Raw genomic sequence first — 18,246 nt, 5'->3', positions numbered from 1 at the left:
CAATAACATGAACCTGCTTTTACACATCCTCATTCCAGCCCTGGTGCTTTTCTTAGCTTCAGGGCTGGAGGCTCAGACCGTGGCTGCTGGCAAGGCGCGCCCGAACATTCTTTTCATCATGACGGACCAGCACCGCTGGGACTGCATCGGGGCAAATGGCAACAAGATCATCAAGACGCCTAACCTGGACCGGCTGGCATCGCGAGGGGCCAATTTCACACATGCCTTTGTTTCTTCGCCCGTGTGCGTGCCGTCGCGCATCAGCTTTTTCACGGGGCGCTATGCGCACTCGCACAAGAACCGCGTGAACTACACGCCGCTGGACCGAAGCGAAGTCCTGATGCAGGCACGCTTCAGGGAGGCGGGCTACAGCACCGCCGCCGTGGGCAAGCTGCACTACTACCCGCCCAACAAGGAGGAGGCGTTGCGCACGGGCTTCGACTACGCCGAGCTGCATGATGGCTCTGCCATTACGGACCTGTGGTCTGATTACGTCAGGTGGCTGCATGAGGCCCTGCCCAACAGAAAAATGTATTACCGTGCCACCGCCAAAAACATTGAGCCGGGGAAAAACCCGTTTCGCTCCACCCTTGAGGTGCAGTACACGGACACCGCCTGGACGGGTGAACGGTCCCGAGCGGTGCTGAAGGAGCTGCTGAAGGATGAGCGGCCGTTCTTTTACTATGTTTCGTTCTGGAAGCCGCACTCGCCTTATGAAGTCGCTGCTCCTTATGACTCCATGTATGACGGCGTGCAGATCCCGATTCCCGAAACGGTGAGCCTGGAGACGGTGAAAAACATGCCCCTGCCGGTGCAAAAGCTGGCGCTGCGCAATGGCGAGCCGAAGCTGGACCGTGAGCGGCTGGAGTGGGCCTATCGCAGCTACTACGGCACCATCAGTCATGTGGACTATGAAATCGGTCTGCTGCTGAATGTGCTGGAAGCCTCCGGCGAGGCCGAGAACACGCTGATTGTTTTCAGCTCCGACCATGGCGACCAGCTTTTTGAGCACGCCATCACGGACAAGAACTGCTTCTTTGATCCCTCGGTGCGTGTGCCGCTGATGCTCAGTCTGCCGGGGCACATCAAAAGTGCGCAGTATCACCAGCTCATCGAAACCGTGGATCTGCTGCCGACGCTGCTGGAGTTTACCGGCATTCCGGAGCCGCGCGAGGTGCAGGGGCGCAGCTTTGCGCCGCTGATTGCAGACATGGGAAGGAATTACGAACCGCATGCGGAAGTGTTCTGCGAAAACATCATTCCCGAGGTCATCACCGGAGGAAAAACGGAGATGCCGTTTGAAAAAGGCCAGGGCGTGGGCGGCATCCGCCATCCTGATGCCAAGATGGTGCGCACGGAGCGCTGGAAATACTGCTACTACCCGGAGGGCTATGCGGAGCTGTACGACATCCAGGCCGACCCTATTGAAACCAGGAACCTGGCCGGGAAGCCTGAGATGCGCGATGTGGAATTTGATCTGCGCACCCGACTGCTGAACTGGCTGATCAACAGCCAGGAGGCAGACCAGATCCAGAACCGCTGGATGCTGCGGGAGAAAAAGTGAAACCGCGAGGCTGAGTCTTTCATTCCCCTGCATCATGAAGCCTGATTTCCGAGATGAGGTGGTGAAGGCGATTGCGGATTTTAAGAAGCTGGGCACAACTCAGTCCCCTCCATGAAACTTCTTTCCAGCCTGCTGTGTCCCTGCCTAGCCCTCGTCTCCCTCACGCTCCACGCCCAGGAGCCGGAGAGGATTCGTGATGTCATTTACACGAAGCACGATGGCGTGGCGCTGACGATGGATGTGTTCAAGCCCGCCAAGCCCAACGGCGCGGGCATCATCAAGATCATCAGCGGCGGGTGGAAGTCGAACCACAATGGCATCAGCGACGGCGGCTGGCCGAAGGCTGGCTACACCACGTTTGTGGTGGTACACGGCACGCAGCCGAGGTTTCAGGTGGAGGAGATCGTGGCGGACCTGAACCGCGCCGTGCGCTTTGTGCGTGCGCATGCGGTGGAGTATGGCGTGGACCCGCAGAAGCTGGGAGTCACGGGCGGCAGCGCAGGCGGCCACCTGAGCCTGATGCTGGCCACGCGCGGCGGTCCGGGAGATCCCAAGGCGGCTGATCCCGTGGATCGTGAAAGCAGCGCGGTGAATGCCGTGGCGTGCTTCTACCCGCCCACCGATTACCTGAACTGGTTCGAGCCCGGAGACAATGCGGTGGGCATTGGCAAGCTCGCGGCTTACGCGGCAGCCTTTGGCCCCAAAGCGGCAACCGAAGAAGGACGCGCAACGCTGGGCAAGGAGCTGTCTCCGATCTATTGGGTTCACAAAGGACTGCCGCCCATCTTCATCGTGCATGGCGATGCTGACCCGCAGGTGTCCATCACGCAGTCGCAGCGCTTTCTGAAACGCTGCCATGAGGAGGGCGTGGTGTGCGAACTGGTCATCCGTCTGGGTGCTGGGCACGGCGGCTGGCAGGAAATGCCGCAGGACACGGAGCGCATGACCGAGTGGTTTGATCTCCAACTTCTGGGCAAACAACCTGCCAAGGCGTTCACGCTGGATGTGTCCTCACTGCCAAGCACGCCGGTGCAGAAGGCGAAGAAGTAGGGCAGCCGCACAATCCTTATTTTAGGGTGGAGATGGCTTCATGGGCTTCGTTATGATTGTCTCATGAAGTCTCTTTTTTGTCTCCTGCTGCTGACCGCCGCCACTTTTGCTGATGACTCGGCCAAACTCGCCGCGCTTCTTTCCAAAGGCGGTGTGGTGGCGATCCCTGCAGGTGATTACCATCTCGATGGTGCCAAGCCGCTGGTGCTGGAGTCGAACATGACCGTCCTGGCCCATGGGGCGCGATTCATCCTGCCGGAGACGCTGCCGGACAAGGCGCGTGTGGTGATCTTTGCGGGGCAGGACATTGCGCATGTCACCTGGCATGGCGGAGAGTTCATCGGCCACGTGTTTGATCCGGCGCAGAAGGAAAACCTCTGGGAGCCCAATGCGAACACGAAGGGCATTGAAATCACCACGACCCGAGAGGGCGGCACGCATGACATTCTCTTTCGTGAGGTGAAGGCCAACGGCATGGCTGGAGCCGTGCTGGGCGTGCATGGACTGGTGGGTAAAAGCAGCGAGAGCGCGGTGAAGGCCTATGCCGAGCGTGTGGCGCTGGAAAGCTGCACGCTGCTGCGCAGCGGGAAGTTCATGTGGGACTACGGATACCTGTGGCAGATCATGACCTTCCCGGAAGCCTACGAGCCGTGGGAGGTGGAGCGTGCCAGAAAGTATTTCCGTACGGACCTGATGCGTGAGGCGACATTCAGCGGGGATCTGGTGAAGTTTGACAACAGCACACGCCCGCTCGCCGTGAGTGAAACGGATGATCCCAAAGAAGCGCTCACCATCATGGGTGACCGCCTGCCGAAAAACATCGTTCGTGGTCGGCAGTACTTTGTGGTCGAATCCACCCCTCAACACATCAAGATCGCCGAGCAGCCGAAGGGTGTGCCGATTCGTTTCGAAAACGATGGCAGCGGCGTGCTGGCATTCAATCTCAGCGGCACCTACCTGGGGGCCTATGCCCCGACGGGCAGCGGCCCGGGCAAGGGGGCGTTTGACATTGTGGGTGCGAAGGACGTGCGCGTCACCGGCTGCCAGCTCAGCGCCCTGGGAGACACGATGCACATTCAGCGCAGCCGGAATGTGATCTTTGCCAGCAACCACATCCTTGGCAGCCGCATGGGGGCCTTCTTTCTGGCGGAGTACTGCCAGAACGCCACCATCACGGGCAACCTTGTGGATGGAACCAACGGCTCGCGCGTGATCAGCGTGGAGAAAAGCTGCACGGATGTGACGATGACGGGAAACACCTTCCGTAACGGCGGACGCGGTGCGTGGATCAACCAGCCGGTGAATTTCATCATGACGGGGAATGTGTTCGTGAACAACACCACGAAAAATGAGCCTGACATGCGGCGGGGACGGATCGCCTACCGCACGGCCAAGCCGGGCGAGTTTCCGGAGCTCTACTTCACAATCTATGAGCCGGGAGCCAGCTATGGCCCGGTGATTGTGCGTGACAATATTTTCATCCTCGGCGATTCCGCGCCTGACGAGGCCGTCACCTTTGCCCCCAACGGGCACGACCTGCAGTTCACTGGCAACACTTTCCGAAACAAGGCAGCGACCATCGTGGTGGACCCGAGCTGCAAGAACACGCTGATCGACCACAACCAGGGTGCCAAGACGGCGAGCAAGACCGTGGACTTCAACCACGGGCGGAGGTGAAGAGGCAGACTAACCGCCAAGCGTCGGAGCGAAGTCGAACGGAATCAGCGGTGTATCCAGCGGCAGCCGGTATTTGTCAGGCTGGGCATGATTGTAGGCCCGGGTGGGATTGTTGACAAAGCAGGCGTCCACCGTGCCCACATTCTGCACGGCATGAAAAACGCCCGCAGGAATGCGCACGAGGCCGCGCTTGCGGTCGCTGAAGTGCAGCACGTTCAGTTTCTGATAAGTCGGAGAATCCGGCCGGTCATCGTAGAGGACCACCCGGAATGAACCGAGCGCAAAAAAGAGCCGGTCCGTCTGCAGCAGGTGTTTGACCCAGCCTTTGGTCTGACCGGGGCGGACGCTGGCGAAGTAGGCGTAAACCATGGGTTCGTCATCGAATCCCCATGCGGTGCTGTACAATTCGCAAAGATCGCCACGCTCGTCGGGATGTGTCACCGCCAGGCGCACTTTGACGCCATCGATCAACGACTGAATCGACTGTCCCTGAGGTGTGACGGTCTGGCGGTCGGGCACGGCTGGAAGTTCGGGATTCATGAGGAGTCAGGATTTGGGTTCGAGGCCTTTGTATTTTCGACGACGGTCAAAGACCGTCCGTTTGTAACCTTTGAGCATTTTCCCAAGCGTGTCCATCAGGCCACGCATCCACAAACGGATGTGGGTTTCCACCGCCTGCGCAGGTTTGATGGCCATCTCCAGCAACTCGGCTCTTTCCAGATCTTCACCGTCCAGAAGCCTGCGGGTCCAGGCGGCCTGCTCATGGCAGGGTTTCTCGCGATAGACATTTTTTCTTTCAGCCGCAGGAAGCTTCAAAACCGTCAGCCTGTGCACAAAGCAAAACCTACCCCCGGCTTGATGCATCCTGAACAGGAAATCAGCCTCCGGATCCATGGATATTTCCCGAAACGACCTCCACCCGCCAGCCTGCTGTGCGAGGCTTTTGCGATGCATGAAGCCTGAAGGAGGGATCCACATCCCGGGGCGATAGCTCTGGGGGCCAGCAGGCATCAAGGCCCTCTTTTGATCTGGCATGATCAAGGAAACCGCCCCCCAGACGACGTCCGCCCCTCCATCGAGTGCAGAAACGAGTGACTCCAGATGATGCGGCAGCCAGAGATCATCATGGCCCAGATAGGCGATGTATTGCCCACGCGAACGCTCGATGCCGTCGTTGTTTGGTCCGCCTTGCTGCCCGAAATTGACGGGCCGGTTATACCAATGCACACGAGGATCCTCAATGGCGCGCACGACGCCTTCTGAATCATCGGTGCAGGCATCTCCCACCACCCAGAGCTCGAAGTCCGTCATGGTCTGGCGCAGCACACTGCCGATGGAGTAAGGCAGCACCGAACTCCAGTTGTAGGTAGCCATGACCACTGTGACTTTGGGATTTTCGCTCACCATCAGCCCTCGATACCTGATCGTGCCGCGGAGGTCAATGCACCAAGCCTCTTTTAAATCATCAATGTATCCGGGCTGTTCGAGCAAGCCCCAGATCTTGAATCAGAATCTGCTCGAAAGAGCCAAATGACCTGTGCTATAGGCAGGCCATGGCTCTCACACGCATTTACCTGATCCGCCACGGCGCCACCATCCTGACGGCTGAAGACCGCTTTGCCGGTGCCACGAATGTGCCGCTGTCTGATGAAGGACGCAGCCAGGCCTCGCGACTGGCGCAGCGACTCAAAGGTCTGCCTGTGGCAGCGGTGTATGCCTCTCCGCTGGACCGCACGATGGAAACGGCACGCATTCTCGCCGCGGCACATGAGCTGGAGGTGCATCCACGAGAGGGCCTGAAGGAAATCTCACACGGTCACTGGGAGCAGCTGACGCGCGCGGAGGTGGAGCAGAAGTTTCCCAGCGAGGCTGCCGCCTGGGACGAAGATCCTTTCACCTTTGCGCCAGAGGGCGGTGAGAGCGGTCTGGCCGTCACGGCACGTGCCCTGCCCGCGCTGATGGAGATCGTGCGGCAGCATGAGGGGGAGTCGATCATCGTCGTCTCCCACAAGGCAACGATCCGCCTGCTGCTGAGCTCGCTGCTCGGATTTGATCCCCGCCGCTACCGCGACAATCTGGATCAGAACCCGGCAGCGCTGAATGTGGTGGACTTCAAGGATCCGGTGCGCGCACGTCTGATGCTTTTCAACGACACCTCGCACTACTCTGAGGACACGCTGATCAAGCCGGACACGCCGAAGGCCTGCCTGTCCAGCTGGTGGGCCAAGTAAGGCACGCCGCTATTTTTTCGGTGCGGTGGCCTTGTATTGGGTGAGCAGCTCCTGCACCTTTTTGCGCAGCTCCAAGGCTTCCGCGCTTTTGCGGTCCATGCTCTGGAGCTTGGCATTCAGGGTCTTGATTTCAGTGGCGAGAGCACGGCGCTCGTCCACCGCAGGTGCTGGGGCAGCGACCTCCACATCGCTCCAATCATCGGTGCGGAAGATGGAGGCGGGGAGGCCGTCGCTATTCACCAGATTGGCCCCTTCAGGGTTGGCCGCCCAGGCGTAGCGCACGGCCACCGGCTGCTTTACTTCCACGCTGCTGATGATGACGCTGTCTTTGCCGTCGATTTTGGCATCCGCCCATTTCCAGGCGTGGTCTGCACCGGCGATTTCAAAGCGCTTCAAGGCAGCGCCATCGCGCGCTTTCAGCCCGGAGCCGGCTTGGTCAAAGGTCACGCGGACAGCGCCCCCCTCCACCTGGCTCGACTTAAACAAGGGGCCGCTGTAGATGATGTCGCGGCCGTAGTCCTTGGCCAGCGCCCAGCGGGCAAGACGCTCGCCGGGTGTCTTTTTGTCTTTGGGGTGGATGTCATTGGCCTCGCCCACTTCATTGATGATGGCCATGCCGGTCTTGGGAGTGGAGGTCAGGATGTGCCGCATGCGATCCTGCAGGAGAGCCCATGGGTCCGGCGTGCCGGGCGCGGTGGAGGGGGCATGGAAGTTGGCCAGCTGCACAAAGTAGAAGGAGAAGTCATCTGCCCAGCGCTGGCGCCAGTCGCGGATCATCAGCGGCAGTGTCTGATCATAAGGCACGGCACCGGGCTTGGCGTTGGCTTCTCCCTGATACCAGATGGCGCCGCGGATGGTGTAGCCAGCAAAGGGATTGATCATGGCATTGAAGAGCACGCCGGGCTTGCCCTCGGTCTCCAGCGGCGGCTTGGGGGCGGCGGGGCGCTTGGGCAGACGCTTGCGGTCCTGTGCTGGCCTGCCTTTGGCGGCGGCCATCGTTTCCTGCCATTTCTTGAGACTGGCCTCATAAGCAGCCTGCGCTTTGGCGGCGTCATAGCTGGCGGCTTCTGCCAGCAGCTTGTCCACCATTTCCTTGGTTCCAGGCAGTGTGTTCAGTGCTTCACGGCTGGTGAAGGTTTCCACCGGCTTGCCGCCCCAGGCGGTCTTGAGCACGCCTACAGGCACGCCCAGATCCTGATGCAGCTTGAGGGCAAAGAAAAAAGCCACTGCCGAGTAGCCAGGTACGGTCTCCGGGCTGCTCTGTGTCCATGCCCCGTCGATGTCTTCCTGCGGCTCGGCAGCAGTGACCAGAGGTGCATTGAACATCCGCAGCCCCGGGTAATCCGCTTTTGCGATGATGTCAGCATTCGCTGGCGCGCGGTTCATGGTAAAGGCCATGTTTGACTGGCCGGAAGCCAGCCAGACCTCGCCAACGAGCACGTCATTGATCGCAACGCTGTCGGGGCCGGATTTCACGGAGAGTGTCGCGCCTTTGGCATCGGCAGCACCCGTTTCGATGCTGGTGCGCCAGCGCCCCTTTTCGTCCGCTTTGGCAGAGGCGGTCTTGCCTTTGAATTCGAGTGTGACTTCGGCCTGCGGGCTCGCTTTGCCCCAGACGGCGGCCGCACGCTCGCGCTGCAGCACCATGTGGTCGCTGAAAAAATGGGGCAGCGAAAGCTCGGCCTGCAGGCTGGCTGACAGACCGAGGCAGAAGGTGGCGACGAGGAAGCACGGAAGCATTTTCATGGCAGGTGGGCCGCTGGTAACGATGCGAAAGCCACGGCCTATCGCGAAGATCGTTGCGAATTTGCGGAGCATCCCGAAAGTCCTTCCCTGATGAACGACGACCTCCTGCGTGACACCGAACGCTTTCTCCATGAGCAGATCCCGCTCACCCAGGCCATGGGAGTAAAGCTGGAAAGCTACGACGGTGCGCAGCTCGTGGTGACCGCGCCGCTGGAACCGAACCACAACCACCTTGGCACCGCTTTTGGCGGCAGCCTCAGCGCGCTGACCACCCTGGCTGGCTACGCCATGCTCTGGCTGCAGCTGGGGGACCGGCAGGCGCACATCGTCGTACGCGAAAGCAGCATACGCTACAAGCACCCTGTGCGCGGAACTCTACGCGCCGTGTGCCTGAAGCCTGATGAGGCGGAGCTCAGCACCTTCAAGGACACCTTTCACACCACCGGCAAAGCCCATCTCAGGCTGCGGGTTCAGGTCATCCACAAAGACAAAATCTGCGTGCTTTATGAGGGAGATTTTGTGGCGCTGCGATGAGTGAGCGCAGCATTTGAGAGATGCAAGAATGCTGCATGCGGAGCGTTGACTCGCTCCCATGATACGCACGACATTTCTCTCCCTGGTTCTCGGCACGGCCTCACTCGCCCTTGCCGCAGAGCCTCTTCCTGAAAGCGCCAAAGTCGGCCAGTTCTATGCCGGCTGCCAGGCCTACACCTTCAAGTCTTTTGAGCTCATGACGGCGCTGGAAAAGATCGCCGCCTGCGGCGGCAAGACGGTGGAGTTTTTCCCCGGCCATCTGGTGAACAAAGCCGATCCGAAATCCAAGTTTGACCACAACACCACGGCAGAACAGCGTGCCCCGGTGAAGGCCAAGCTCAAGGAACTGGGACTCACCCCCGTGGGCTACGGCGTGGTGCGCCTGGCCAACGATGAGGCTGAGTGCCGCAAGATCTTTGACTTCTGCAAGGACATGGGCGTGGGCATCGTGGTCAGCGAGCCTGCGGAAGACGCCTTCGACCTCATCGAAAAACTGGTGAAGGAATACGACATCAAGATGGCGATCCACAACCACCCCAAAAAGCCGCTGGACCGCAGCTACCGCTACTGGGACCCCGAGTATGTGCTCAGCGTGGTGAAGGACCGCGATCCCCGCATGGGCTCATGCGCCGACATCGGCCACTGGGTGCGCTCCGGCGTGAAGCCCACGGACGCCATCCGCATTCTCAAAGGCCGCATCTTTGACAGCCACGTGAAGGATCTGGAAGCCTTCGGTGTCCGCGAGGCCAAGGACATGATCTGGGGCACCGGCCAGTCTGACATCCCAGCCGTGCTGAACCTCTTCGCCGAGCAGGGCTTTTACGGTCCGCTGGATGCCGAGTGGGAAAAGGACTGGGAGACGAGCCAGCCTGATGTGACCAAGTGCCTGGAGTTTGTGAAGAACTTCAAGCCGACTGCGGCTACCAAGTAATCCAGATTCAGAAAGAATCATCGCAGCGCCGAAGGATCACGCATCCTTCGGCGCTTTTGTTTTGGCTTTACGGGTTTGAGGCTTTCACCTCATCGACCCAGAGCTTTTTGCCCTGACCCACCAGGTACACCAGACGTGACTTTGCCACATCAAACACCGTTCCTTTTGCGTCGAGCTTCTGCGAGTCGTTGACCGTCACGGTCACATTGTTGCCTCTGAGGGCTACATCCAGCTTGATCCATTCCCCGGATTTGGCCTGCAGCGGTGCGCTGGCCAGACGCTCGGTGCGGTAGTAGGCCGGATCAGCCAGCTGCTCAGGCGTGGGTGGCGGAACTTTCTTGCCTTCCTTGGCCAGTGCAGCACGCAGCTTTCCGTGCTCGATGTGTGACTGCGGCGAGCCGCGGTCCTGCGCAATGGCCAGCGTATTGCCATAGATGGAAACGCGCAGCAGATGCGCGGAGCCACCAAAGGCGGACTCGCCATCGACGAGGATGAGGCAGTTGCCTTTTTCATCCAGCTTCACCTTGCAGCTCAGGTCCAGATCACGGCCGGAGAGAGGCGCAAAAACCGCCGGACCGTGGTCATCGTCTTTGGCGCAGCTGCCTTGCAGCACACCGTCCTGCACCGTCCATGAATTGGCGCGGCCTCCGGTGGTCCAGCCTTTGGGCAGACCGGCGGCAGAAAAATCTTCGTGGATCAATTCGCCGGCAACGGCGGAGGAGCAAAACAGCAGCAAGGGCAAGGAAAGGCGCATGCTTTCGAAACGATGCGATGCATGCGGCTGTTGCGTCCGGTTCATGAATTGAGCGAGCTGCTTCTTCCAGCATTGACCGAGCTTCGTCCTCCATCATGATTCACGGCATGAACGCACGCACTCTTGTTGTTTCCATCCTTTTGCTTTTGTCCATCGCCGCCCCCGGCCACGCCGATCAGTTTGTTTTGTTTGATGCCACCTTCACCTTTACCCACCAGGGTGCGCTCAATTCGAAGCCCAGCCAGTCACACTACTACGTGAAAGGAGACATGCTGAATGCCGCGCGTCCCAAAAACTGGACCGCGCCCGTGGACTACCGCAACGGCACCGTGCATGTGCGCCTGGAAGTGCTCGAAAAGCCTATGGGTGACCAGCCCACGACATGGAGCGTGTGCTACATCCCCTACAAGGGCCAGAACCACGGCTACGGCTGCATCGGCACAGGTGCCTACACCACCACAGGCGTGCATGAGAAGGACATCTCCATGACGAGCTTCTGGCAGAACAACGACATCCTCTGGGACCAGGGCATCAAGGAAATGCACCTGGTGCTGAAGGACGATCACAACCTGCACGCCCACAAGCGGCCAGATCCCGAGAAGTTTTTCCCCACCAAGGTGCGCATGACGCTGATCCAGGTGTCGAAGGGTGCCAAGTATGATCCGAAGCAGGTGCCGGGGCTTCCTTGAGCAGAGCTGTCACTCATCCGTGCATCTGCCTGCGGCGGCGGAAGATCGCACATCCCATGGCCATCAGCAGAAGCATGGCGCGGCTGGGTTCCGGCACCACGACGAGGATGGAGCCATCGGTGAGGAAACTGCTCACATCCCAGTACAGCCCCAGTGAGCTGAGGTCGGGCAGATCAAACTGCAGGCCGTTGTCCAGGCTGCCGTTGCGCACCAGCGTGCCGACATCAAAGGTGCCGTTGACCACTCCGCTCCAGTCCAGCAGGTCATACTTGCTGCCAGCTGCAAAGGCCGCACTGAAAGCCGTGCCTGTGAGCGAAGTGGTGACACTCACCTTGCCATTCAGCGTGAGTCCGCCGGAATTGAGAATGATGATGCGGTCATTGAGGGAGACACCCTGGATCTGAAAGGCTGCGGCGCCACCGCTGGTGAGATTCAGACTGCCCACACTCAGCGTGCCGACGGCGGCTCCGCCGACGTCTCCGGGCAGTATGAAGCCCGAAGTCACGGTGACAGCACCATTCACCGTGCCGCTGCCCGCGAGCACAGCCGTGGCACCATTCACGGAGACGGCGCTGCTGGCGGCGGTGGAGCCCAGACCGGATGCCCCCACCTGGAGCGTACCCTGGCTCACCGTCGTTGCTCCGGTGTAGGTGCTGTCTCCAGACAAGATTTGAGTGCCAGTGCCGACTTTGACCAAATTGAGCACTCCGGTTCCTGTGCCATCCCGGATGATGCCGCTGAAATTCTGTGAAGAATTGTCGCCACCCAGAGTCAGCGTGGCCGAGGTGGAGCTGGCATTTTCGACGATGCCTGTGCTGGAGCCCGCCAGCGAGCCAAGCGCGCTGTCCCTGCCCGCAAGTCGCAGGGTGCCATCCACATACGCAGCAGAATTGACACCGAAAGCGCTGGTGCTGCCCGCGGCGAGCGTGCCGCCATAATTGACGACGGTGGCACCGGTGTAGTTGTTGGTGCCGCTGAGGGTGAGCGTGCCGGTGCCAGTTTTCGTGATCCCCCCTGACACATTCGCTGCCAGCACCGCAGCATCCAGGACCGCACCTGTGCCGCCCCCGCCTGTCAGTGTGACCGTGGGTGTGCCTGTGTAGCCGGTGCCGGGGCTCGTGATGGTGATGCTGGCGATTTTGAAGGTGCCTTTCCCCGTGCCGTCATCGACCATATTCGCCACCGCCGTGGCACCTGAGCCGGTGCCGCTGATGGCCACGTAGGGAGCGCCCACGTAGCCGCTGCCTCCATTGGTGACAGCAACTGTCGCGACACCGCTGCCAGCAGGTGCCAGCAGCGACTGGCCGATCGTGATCGACTGACCGTTCGTATCAACCGTCAGGCCGCCAGCAAAGACGTTGGCGCTGGTGAGGCCGGTGAGAAAAGATCCGCTGTTTGCGGAGCTCGCAGCCTTGAGAATGCCGCCGTTGAAATTCACGATCCCCGTGCCGTTGGTCCTGGTGATCTGCTTCGTGGCATACACACCGCCGTTCAGGTTAAGAATGCCGATGTCGCTGGCTGCGAGGCCAAGGAAAGTGGTGCCATTGATGGTGACCACGGCCGTGCCCGCCACTGTCTGCTCTCCACGTATCCCATTGGCGTTGTTGCTGACGCCGTTGTAGCCGATCCGGTTGGATAACGCAGTGAATGTGCCTCCGGTGAGGTAGCCCACGCCAGTGGCATTCGAAATATTGGTGCTTGCATTGGCGCCGACCTCCAGACCGTTGCCGAAGATGATGCTGACCGCGCCTCCGGACTGGTAAAAGACACCCGTCGAGTAGGAAGCTCCGCCGCCCATGCGAAAGCGCACATTTCCCCCTCCCGTATCTGTCACGGTGCCACCGCTGAGGCTGTAGAACCCATATGAACCAGACGTGGAGTTTCCATTGATGCCAAGGTTGAAGTTGTTGTTAAACAGGATGTCTCCACCTGTCTGATAAAAAGCCCCTGCACTGCCAACACCCGATCCCACACTGAATGCTGTGTTGGTGCCATAAATCCCGGCTCCCGCCTGCAGATTGAAAATGGATGTGCCCGCGAGAGTCACAGCCCCTGTGTAGCTGCCGGAGAGATTCACCGCACCGGCATTGATGGTCAGTGTGCCGGTGGTCGTGCTGGCACCGGACAAGGTCAGGGTGCCGGCACCATTCTTTGTCACACTGCCCGTGCCGCTGATGGCACCACTGATGACGGTGTTGCCGGCACCGGTGCTCGTCAGATTGAATGCAGCAAGGCTGACCGCGCCACCAATGGTCAGCGTACTGGAGCTGTTGTTGGTCCAGGTTTGGGAGGCCCCGAGAGTTATCGGGGCGTTGAGGGTGACGGCCCCGGCGCCGCTGTTCACGGTGATGCCAGCAGAATTCGCAATGGTAAGCGTGTTGCCATCCGCATTCAGCGTCAGAAGATTGGTGTCACTCACCACCAGGCTTTTGATCGACATGCTTGCCCCGAGGACCATGGAACCCTGATTGGTGGCTCCCGTGGCCGAAAAGGTGATGGCGCCCCCCGATCCCGGCACCAGTGGCGTAGCGCCGGTGCCGTTGGAATTGGTCACCCAATTGCTGGCGGTGCCATCAGAGAGCGCCCACACATTCCCGCCCGCGCTGAGCCCACCCTTCCAGTAGGCTGTGGTCAATGCCGTGGCGCTGGCAACGCTGATGCTCAGGGTGGTGTCCGTGGCCACGAGGTTGCTCACGGTGAAGTTTGTGGCGTTGTAGAGCTGCGTCAGAGTGTAGGTGGCACCGCCCGATGTCAGCCCGCTGGCTACAGTGATCAAATTGTTGGCGCCCGTCGTCAGTGTGGCTGCGGGAATGAAATAGAGCGCCACTCCAATCTGTCCGCTCGCTGAGGCGGCGGCGGTGCTGCTGATCACCGACTGGCTCTGAGTGCCGCCCAGTGCGGTGCCGATGGTGCTGCCTCCGGCAAGCGTCAGCACGCCCGAGCCGATGTTTAGCGAACCAGCTGCAGTAGGACGGTAGGCAAAGGTGGCGCCACTGCTGATGCTCAGCCCGCTGTTGGATCCGAGGGCCGAGGTGCTCACACCCACGAGGGTGCCGCCTGTGACCGAGGTGCCACCGGAGTAAATGTTTGCACCCGAGAGGTAAGCCGTGCCCGCTGTGGTCTTGGAAAGACCGGCACCGCCAGCCAGGATGGCGTTTACCACACCTGCCTGAACATCATAAGCGCTTGTGCTGGTGAGGACGCCGGTGCTGCCAGTGATGATGCCACCCGTGATCTGCACACCGGCAAGGGTCTGGTTGAAACTCTGCAATGAAAAGGCTCCTCCGCTGACGATCAAATTTTTGACAGAATTGATCTGGGCTGACTGAAGCAGCTTGGCCGTGCCGCCGCTGACCGTGAGATTCCCCGCTATGGCCTGCCCGCCCGTGGCATTGAGGTCGAGCTCACCTGCAGTCACATTTGTCAGCCCTGTGTAGGTGTTGGCGCTGTTGAAAACCAGTGTGCCAAGGCCAGTCTTGGTCAGCCCGCCCGAGCCGCTGAGGATCACGGTGCTCTGAATCGTCGCCGTCTGCACCGTCCCTGTCTGGGTGGCGGTCACATTCCACGTATGTGTTCCCGAAAGGTTGCCTGTGTTATTGAGGACGATGTTCAGCCCCCCTGTCAGTCCATTCAGCGCACTGTTGCCGTTCACTGTCATGTCCGCACCAGCCACGTTGCCGATGGTGCCGTCCACCCAGTTGAAGTTGATGGTTGCGGTGTCAGCTCCGGCACCGGTGCCTGCGGTACCGCGCTGAATCGTCGTGGCATTCAACGTTCCGCTGTAGAGGTTGAAATTGCTGGTGATCGTTTGTGCGACAGCCGTGCTGATTTTGTCTGCCAGAGTAAAGGTCGTCACTATGATCGTGCCGCCGTTAAGGCTCAAGGTGGCCGTCGCCTGACCGGAGGAATTGCCGGCGCTCACAGCCGCCTGCTGCCCCAGAATGATTGTGGTGGCGTCCATGGTGCCCTGGCCCATCAGGAAAGTTCCCGTCACCGCCTTTCCTGCAGTGCCATTTCGAATGGCCTGGCCGATGAGCAGGGTGGTGATTTTGGCGTCCAAGATGCTGCTGCCCGTCACTCCTGTGGTCAAATCCACCGTCGAGACGGAATCCAGAACGCCACTGCCATTGAACCCCACAGTGATCGCTGCGCGGTCTGCGTCAGTACCTCCCGTGCCGCGGATCTTCAGCGTCGGACTGACGAGTCCGCTCTGGAAATCCAGCAGCGCGATGGTCTTCTGCTCACCGATGAGGATGGTGCTGGCATTGATGGTATTGGCCTGCCCTAGATGCACGGTCCCGGAGTTCACGGAGCCAAGGCCAGTGCTGAACGGGTTGATCTTGAAATTCGCCGCCGTGATGGTGTTTGTTGCCGCCAGCGTCAGCACCCCGTTCCCGGAGATTGCATTCGAACTATTATCGGACAGTCCGCCCACATAGAAATTTCCGGCGGTGTTGATGTAGCTGAAGGTGCCCAGACCTGACATGTCCAGGGTTTCAGAACCGCTTACCGTGGCATTTCCGCCACCAATTTGAATGCTGCCGCCGTTCACTGTGAGGGTGCCTCCGGAACCGGTGATGGCATGGCTGGCTGTTCCTACGCTGGGAAATGAGAGTCCTGCGAAAGTCTGGCTCGTGGAGCCCACGTCCAGAGTGCCACTGCTGCCAGTAAAGCTGAGCGTGCTCGTGCTGAGAAGCCGGTTGTTGCCGCCACTCAGGGCAAGCGTGCCTGCGGCGATGATGGTTCCACCGTTGTAAGTGTTTGCGGCGGTGAGCTGAAGTGTTCCTGAACCCAGTTTCACCAATCCCAGCACATTGCTGCCGCCGTTCGAGTTCGCAATGACGGAGCCATAGGTGAAGACGCCCCCGGAGTTCGTGGTATCAAGACCAAGGAAGGAGCCCTTCATGAAGCCGGAGGTGGCTGTCCCCAGGGCCTTCAGATTGTCGATGTCCACCGCGGTAAATTCACCGGCAGCCCCAACATTGAATGCCGCTGTCGCACCTGAACCGACCAACAGATTCGTGTCTGTCCAGCTGGCCGTGTTCCCACCGTAGAGCGAAGTCTCGAGGCCAAACTTCAGAGTGCCTGCGTTGATCTTGGTAACCCCAGCGTATGAGTTGGCGCCAGCCAGCACCAGCATGCCGGTCCCGATCTTGGTCAGGCCGCCTGCACCGCTGAGCGTCACCGTATTTTGCACCGTGGCGGTCTGAGTGCCGCTCACGCTCCAGGTGTGGGTACCAGAGACGTTGCCGCTGTTGTTGAGAACGATGTTGAGCCCGCCGGTCAGGCCATTCAGTGCGGTGTTGCCGCTCACGGTCATGTCTGCCCCGGCAATGTTGCCGATGGTGCCGTCCACCCAGTTGAAATTGATTGTTGCACTGCTGGCTCCCGCCCCCGTTCCTGCGCCGCCGCGCTGAATGGTCGTGGCGTTCAGCGTACCGCTGTAGAGATTGAGGTTGCTGGTGAGCGCCTGAGAAATGCCCGCCGCGTTGGTTTTCTTGTCGGCCAGTGTCAGCGTGGTGGTGGTGATGGTGCCGCCCTTGAGGCTGAGCGTGCCCGTGGCCGCTCCTCCCGTGGTCACCACGACAGTCGAATCCTGCTGGCCCACGACGATGGAGATCGCGTTCAGCGTTCCCATGCCCATGATGAACGTGCCGGTGGCGGACATGCCGGCCGAATTGGTGTTGCGGAGATTCTGCCCGATCATCAGCGTGCTGACCATGGCGTCCAAAGTGCTCGAAACCGTGCCGCCGCTGGTCAGGTCAACCGTGGCCACCGTTGCCGTCAGTCCGCTGTTTTCAGGCCCCACGGTGATGGACGCGCGGTCTGCATCCGTGCCTCCAGTCCCGCGAATTTTCAGCGTCGGCGCGGTCAGGTTTTGGAAATCCAGCAGGGCCGTGGTTTTTTGATTGCCCACGAGAATGGTGGAGGCGTTGATCGTGTTTGTCTGTCCCAGATGCACGGTACCGCTGTTGAGTGCGTTGGCACCCGTGTTGTAAAAGCCCACGTTGAAGCTCGCCGCTGTGATGGTGTTCACGGCCGCCATCGTCAGAGTCGCGCTAGCGGTGATGGCGGTGCCTGCGTCCGAGGTGCCACCGACATTGAAGCTGCCGGAGGTCCGGGTGTAACTGAACGTGCCCAGGCCGCTCATGTCCACGTTCTGTGCTGTTGCTGTCAGCAGGTTGCCTCCACCGATCTGAATGTTTCCGCCTATGATGTTCAGCGAGCCTCCGGCGCCAGTGATCACGTTGCTGTTGACGCCTGATGTCAGAAACGTCAGGCCGGCCAGTGTCTGGCTCGTGGAGCCCACGTCCAGCGTACCAGTGCTGCCTGTAAAATTCAGCGTGCCAGTGCTCAGCAGCCGGTTGTTGCCACCACTTAGGGCCAAGGTGCCTGCTGCAATGTTCGTTGCACCCGTATAGGTGTTTGCGGCTGTGAGCATCCAGGTGCCCGCGCCACTTTTGGTCAGTGTCAGGCTCGACGCACCGCCGTTGCCAATGACGCCGCTGATCACATTGGCCCCCGTGTTTGCTCCCGCCAGCGTCAGCGTTTCTGTGCCGCTCGTCGTGCTGCTGGAAATGCCGCCTGCAATGACGAGAATCGTGCTGGGGCTCGTGCCATCATTTTGAATTGTGAACGCTCCCGGTGTGGTCGTTGAATCCGGCGTCAGGATCAGCGGTGCATTGATGGTGAAGGTCTGGTTTGCTGCCGTAAGCGTGGAGAGGATCGAGATCGCGCCGCCGTTGGCGGTCGTGAGAGTATTTCCCGCCAGGGTGCCCAGGGCGAAACTAGTGGCATTCGTGTCGTAGGAGATGCTTCCTGGCGCAGCATTGGCGGACAAGGTGATGCTGCCGCTCATGCCAATGTTGAAGAGTGCCGTGTCGCCAGCTCCAGGGACGGCATTTGCGTCCCAGTTTGCCGCCGTGTTGAAATCGCCACCGGCAGGCTGATTCCAGAGAATGGTCTGTGCGGATGCGGAGCCGCCGGCCCATGCCAGCCAAAAAGCCGCCGCCAGAAGGCTAAAAAGCCCCCCAGGCCATGTGCGGTGAATCGACAAACGGGGCAATGGT

12 protein-coding genes are annotated in these 18,246 nt (G+C 60.2%); 7 read left to right on the top strand and 5 right to left on the bottom strand.

The window, feature by feature from the left end; genetic code table 11:
- Positions 1-7: 7 nt before the first annotated feature.
- From ACFQDI_RS05990 to ACFQDI_RS05980, 3 genes are all read left to right on the top strand, one after another.
- Entirely contained in the window at positions 8-1,564 is a 1,557-nt protein-coding gene (locus ACFQDI_RS05990; RefSeq protein WP_377164448.1) for a sulfatase family protein, read from the top strand.
- A 111-nt stretch (positions 1,565-1,675) separates the two neighbouring features.
- Positions 1,676-2,614: a prolyl oligopeptidase family serine peptidase gene (locus tag ACFQDI_RS05985; RefSeq protein WP_377164446.1), complete on the top strand. Its 939-nt coding sequence runs from the start codon at positions 1,676-1,678 to the stop codon at positions 2,612-2,614.
- A 63-nt stretch (positions 2,615-2,677) separates the two neighbouring features.
- Positions 2,678-4,291: a right-handed parallel beta-helix repeat-containing protein gene (locus ACFQDI_RS05980; protein WP_377164444.1), complete on the top strand. Its 1,614-nt coding sequence runs from the start codon at positions 2,678-2,680 to the stop codon at positions 4,289-4,291.
- Positions 4,292-4,300: 9 nt separating this feature from the next.
- On the opposite strand, the gene ACFQDI_RS05975 is transcribed toward ACFQDI_RS05980, so the two are convergent.
- Both ACFQDI_RS05975 and ACFQDI_RS05970 read right to left on the bottom strand, forming a co-directional pair.
- A complete protein-coding gene (locus ACFQDI_RS05975; RefSeq protein ID WP_377164442.1) occupies positions 4,301-4,831 on the bottom strand; it encodes a hypothetical protein in 531 nt (176 codons plus the stop codon).
- 6 nt (positions 4,832-4,837) lie between these two features.
- Positions 4,838-5,782, bottom strand: a complete 945-nt coding sequence (locus ACFQDI_RS05970; protein WP_377164440.1) for a glycosyltransferase family 2 protein — start codon at positions 5,780-5,782, stop codon at positions 4,838-4,840.
- Between the two features lie 62 nt (positions 5,783-5,844).
- Here ACFQDI_RS05970 and ACFQDI_RS05965 point away from each other — a divergent pair, with 62 nt between their 5' ends.
- Positions 5,845-6,522: a histidine phosphatase family protein gene (locus ACFQDI_RS05965; protein WP_377164438.1), complete on the top strand. Its 678-nt coding sequence runs from the start codon at positions 5,845-5,847 to the stop codon at positions 6,520-6,522.
- 9 nt (positions 6,523-6,531) lie between these two features.
- On the opposite strand, the gene ACFQDI_RS05960 is transcribed toward ACFQDI_RS05965, so the two are convergent.
- Positions 6,532-8,268 (bottom strand): sialate O-acetylesterase family protein, encoded by a 1,737-nt coding sequence (locus ACFQDI_RS05960; RefSeq protein ID WP_377164436.1) that lies wholly within the window; start codon positions 8,266-8,268, stop codon positions 6,532-6,534.
- A gap of 90 nt (positions 8,269-8,358) precedes the next feature.
- Between ACFQDI_RS05960 and ACFQDI_RS05955 the strand changes: the two genes are divergently transcribed.
- Both ACFQDI_RS05955 and ACFQDI_RS05950 read left to right on the top strand, forming a co-directional pair.
- Positions 8,359-8,802, top strand: a complete 444-nt coding sequence (locus ACFQDI_RS05955; protein WP_377164434.1) for a YiiD C-terminal domain-containing protein — start codon at positions 8,359-8,361, stop codon at positions 8,800-8,802.
- A 58-nt stretch (positions 8,803-8,860) separates the two neighbouring features.
- Positions 8,861-9,733, top strand: coding sequence for a sugar phosphate isomerase/epimerase family protein (locus ACFQDI_RS05950; protein WP_377164432.1), 873 nt, complete (start codon positions 8,861-8,863; stop codon positions 9,731-9,733).
- A gap of 67 nt (positions 9,734-9,800) precedes the next feature.
- On the opposite strand, the gene ACFQDI_RS05945 is transcribed toward ACFQDI_RS05950, so the two are convergent.
- Positions 9,801-10,487 carry a 3-keto-alpha-glucoside-1,2-lyase-like domain-containing protein gene (locus ACFQDI_RS05945; protein ID WP_377164430.1) on the bottom strand — a complete coding sequence of 229 codons (687 nt, stop codon included), beginning with the start codon at positions 10,485-10,487 and terminating at the stop codon, positions 9,801-9,803.
- A gap of 107 nt (positions 10,488-10,594) precedes the next feature.
- On the opposite strand from ACFQDI_RS05945, the gene ACFQDI_RS05940 reads away from it, so the two are divergent.
- Positions 10,595-11,176 carry a hypothetical protein gene (locus tag ACFQDI_RS05940; protein ID WP_377164428.1) on the top strand — a complete coding sequence of 194 codons (582 nt, stop codon included), beginning with the start codon at positions 10,595-10,597 and terminating at the stop codon, positions 11,174-11,176.
- A 13-nt stretch (positions 11,177-11,189) separates the two neighbouring features.
- Here the strand turns inward: ACFQDI_RS05940 and ACFQDI_RS05935 are convergent, their stop codons facing one another.
- A complete protein-coding gene (locus ACFQDI_RS05935) occupies positions 11,190-18,233 on the bottom strand; it encodes an autotransporter-associated beta strand repeat-containing protein (RefSeq protein WP_377164426.1) in 7,044 nt (2,347 codons plus the stop codon).
- Positions 18,234-18,246: the final 13 nt, after the last annotated feature.

The sequence above is a fragment of the Prosthecobacter fluviatilis genome (genome assembly GCF_042655725.1).
In the GTDB taxonomy this organism is placed as follows: Bacteria; Verrucomicrobiota; Verrucomicrobiia; order Verrucomicrobiales; family Verrucomicrobiaceae; genus Prosthecobacter; species Prosthecobacter fluviatilis.
This window is presented reverse-complemented; position numbering and strand designations above follow the sequence as displayed.

Coding starts and splice junctions, on each gene's coding strand:
- ACFQDI_RS05990 (WP_377164448.1), top strand. CDS start 8: ATGAACCTGCTTTTACACATCCTCATTCCAGCCCTGGTGCTTTTCTTA.
- ACFQDI_RS05985 (WP_377164446.1), top strand. CDS start 1,676: ATGAAACTTCTTTCCAGCCTGCTGTGTCCCTGCCTAGCCCTCGTCTCC.
- ACFQDI_RS05980 (WP_377164444.1), top strand. CDS start 2,678: ATGAAGTCTCTTTTTTGTCTCCTGCTGCTGACCGCCGCCACTTTTGCT.
- ACFQDI_RS05975 (WP_377164442.1), bottom strand. CDS start 4,831: ATGAATCCCGAACTTCCAGCCGTGCCCGACCGCCAGACCGTCACACCT.
- ACFQDI_RS05965 (WP_377164438.1), top strand. CDS start 5,845: ATGGCTCTCACACGCATTTACCTGATCCGCCACGGCGCCACCATCCTG.
- ACFQDI_RS05960 (WP_377164436.1), bottom strand. CDS start 8,268: ATGAAAATGCTTCCGTGCTTCCTCGTCGCCACCTTCTGCCTCGGTCTG.
- ACFQDI_RS05955 (WP_377164434.1), top strand. CDS start 8,359: ATGAACGACGACCTCCTGCGTGACACCGAACGCTTTCTCCATGAGCAG.
- ACFQDI_RS05950 (WP_377164432.1), top strand. CDS start 8,861: ATGATACGCACGACATTTCTCTCCCTGGTTCTCGGCACGGCCTCACTC.
- ACFQDI_RS05945 (WP_377164430.1), bottom strand. CDS start 10,487: ATGCGCCTTTCCTTGCCCTTGCTGCTGTTTTGCTCCTCCGCCGTTGCC.
- ACFQDI_RS05940 (WP_377164428.1), top strand. CDS start 10,595: ATGAACGCACGCACTCTTGTTGTTTCCATCCTTTTGCTTTTGTCCATC.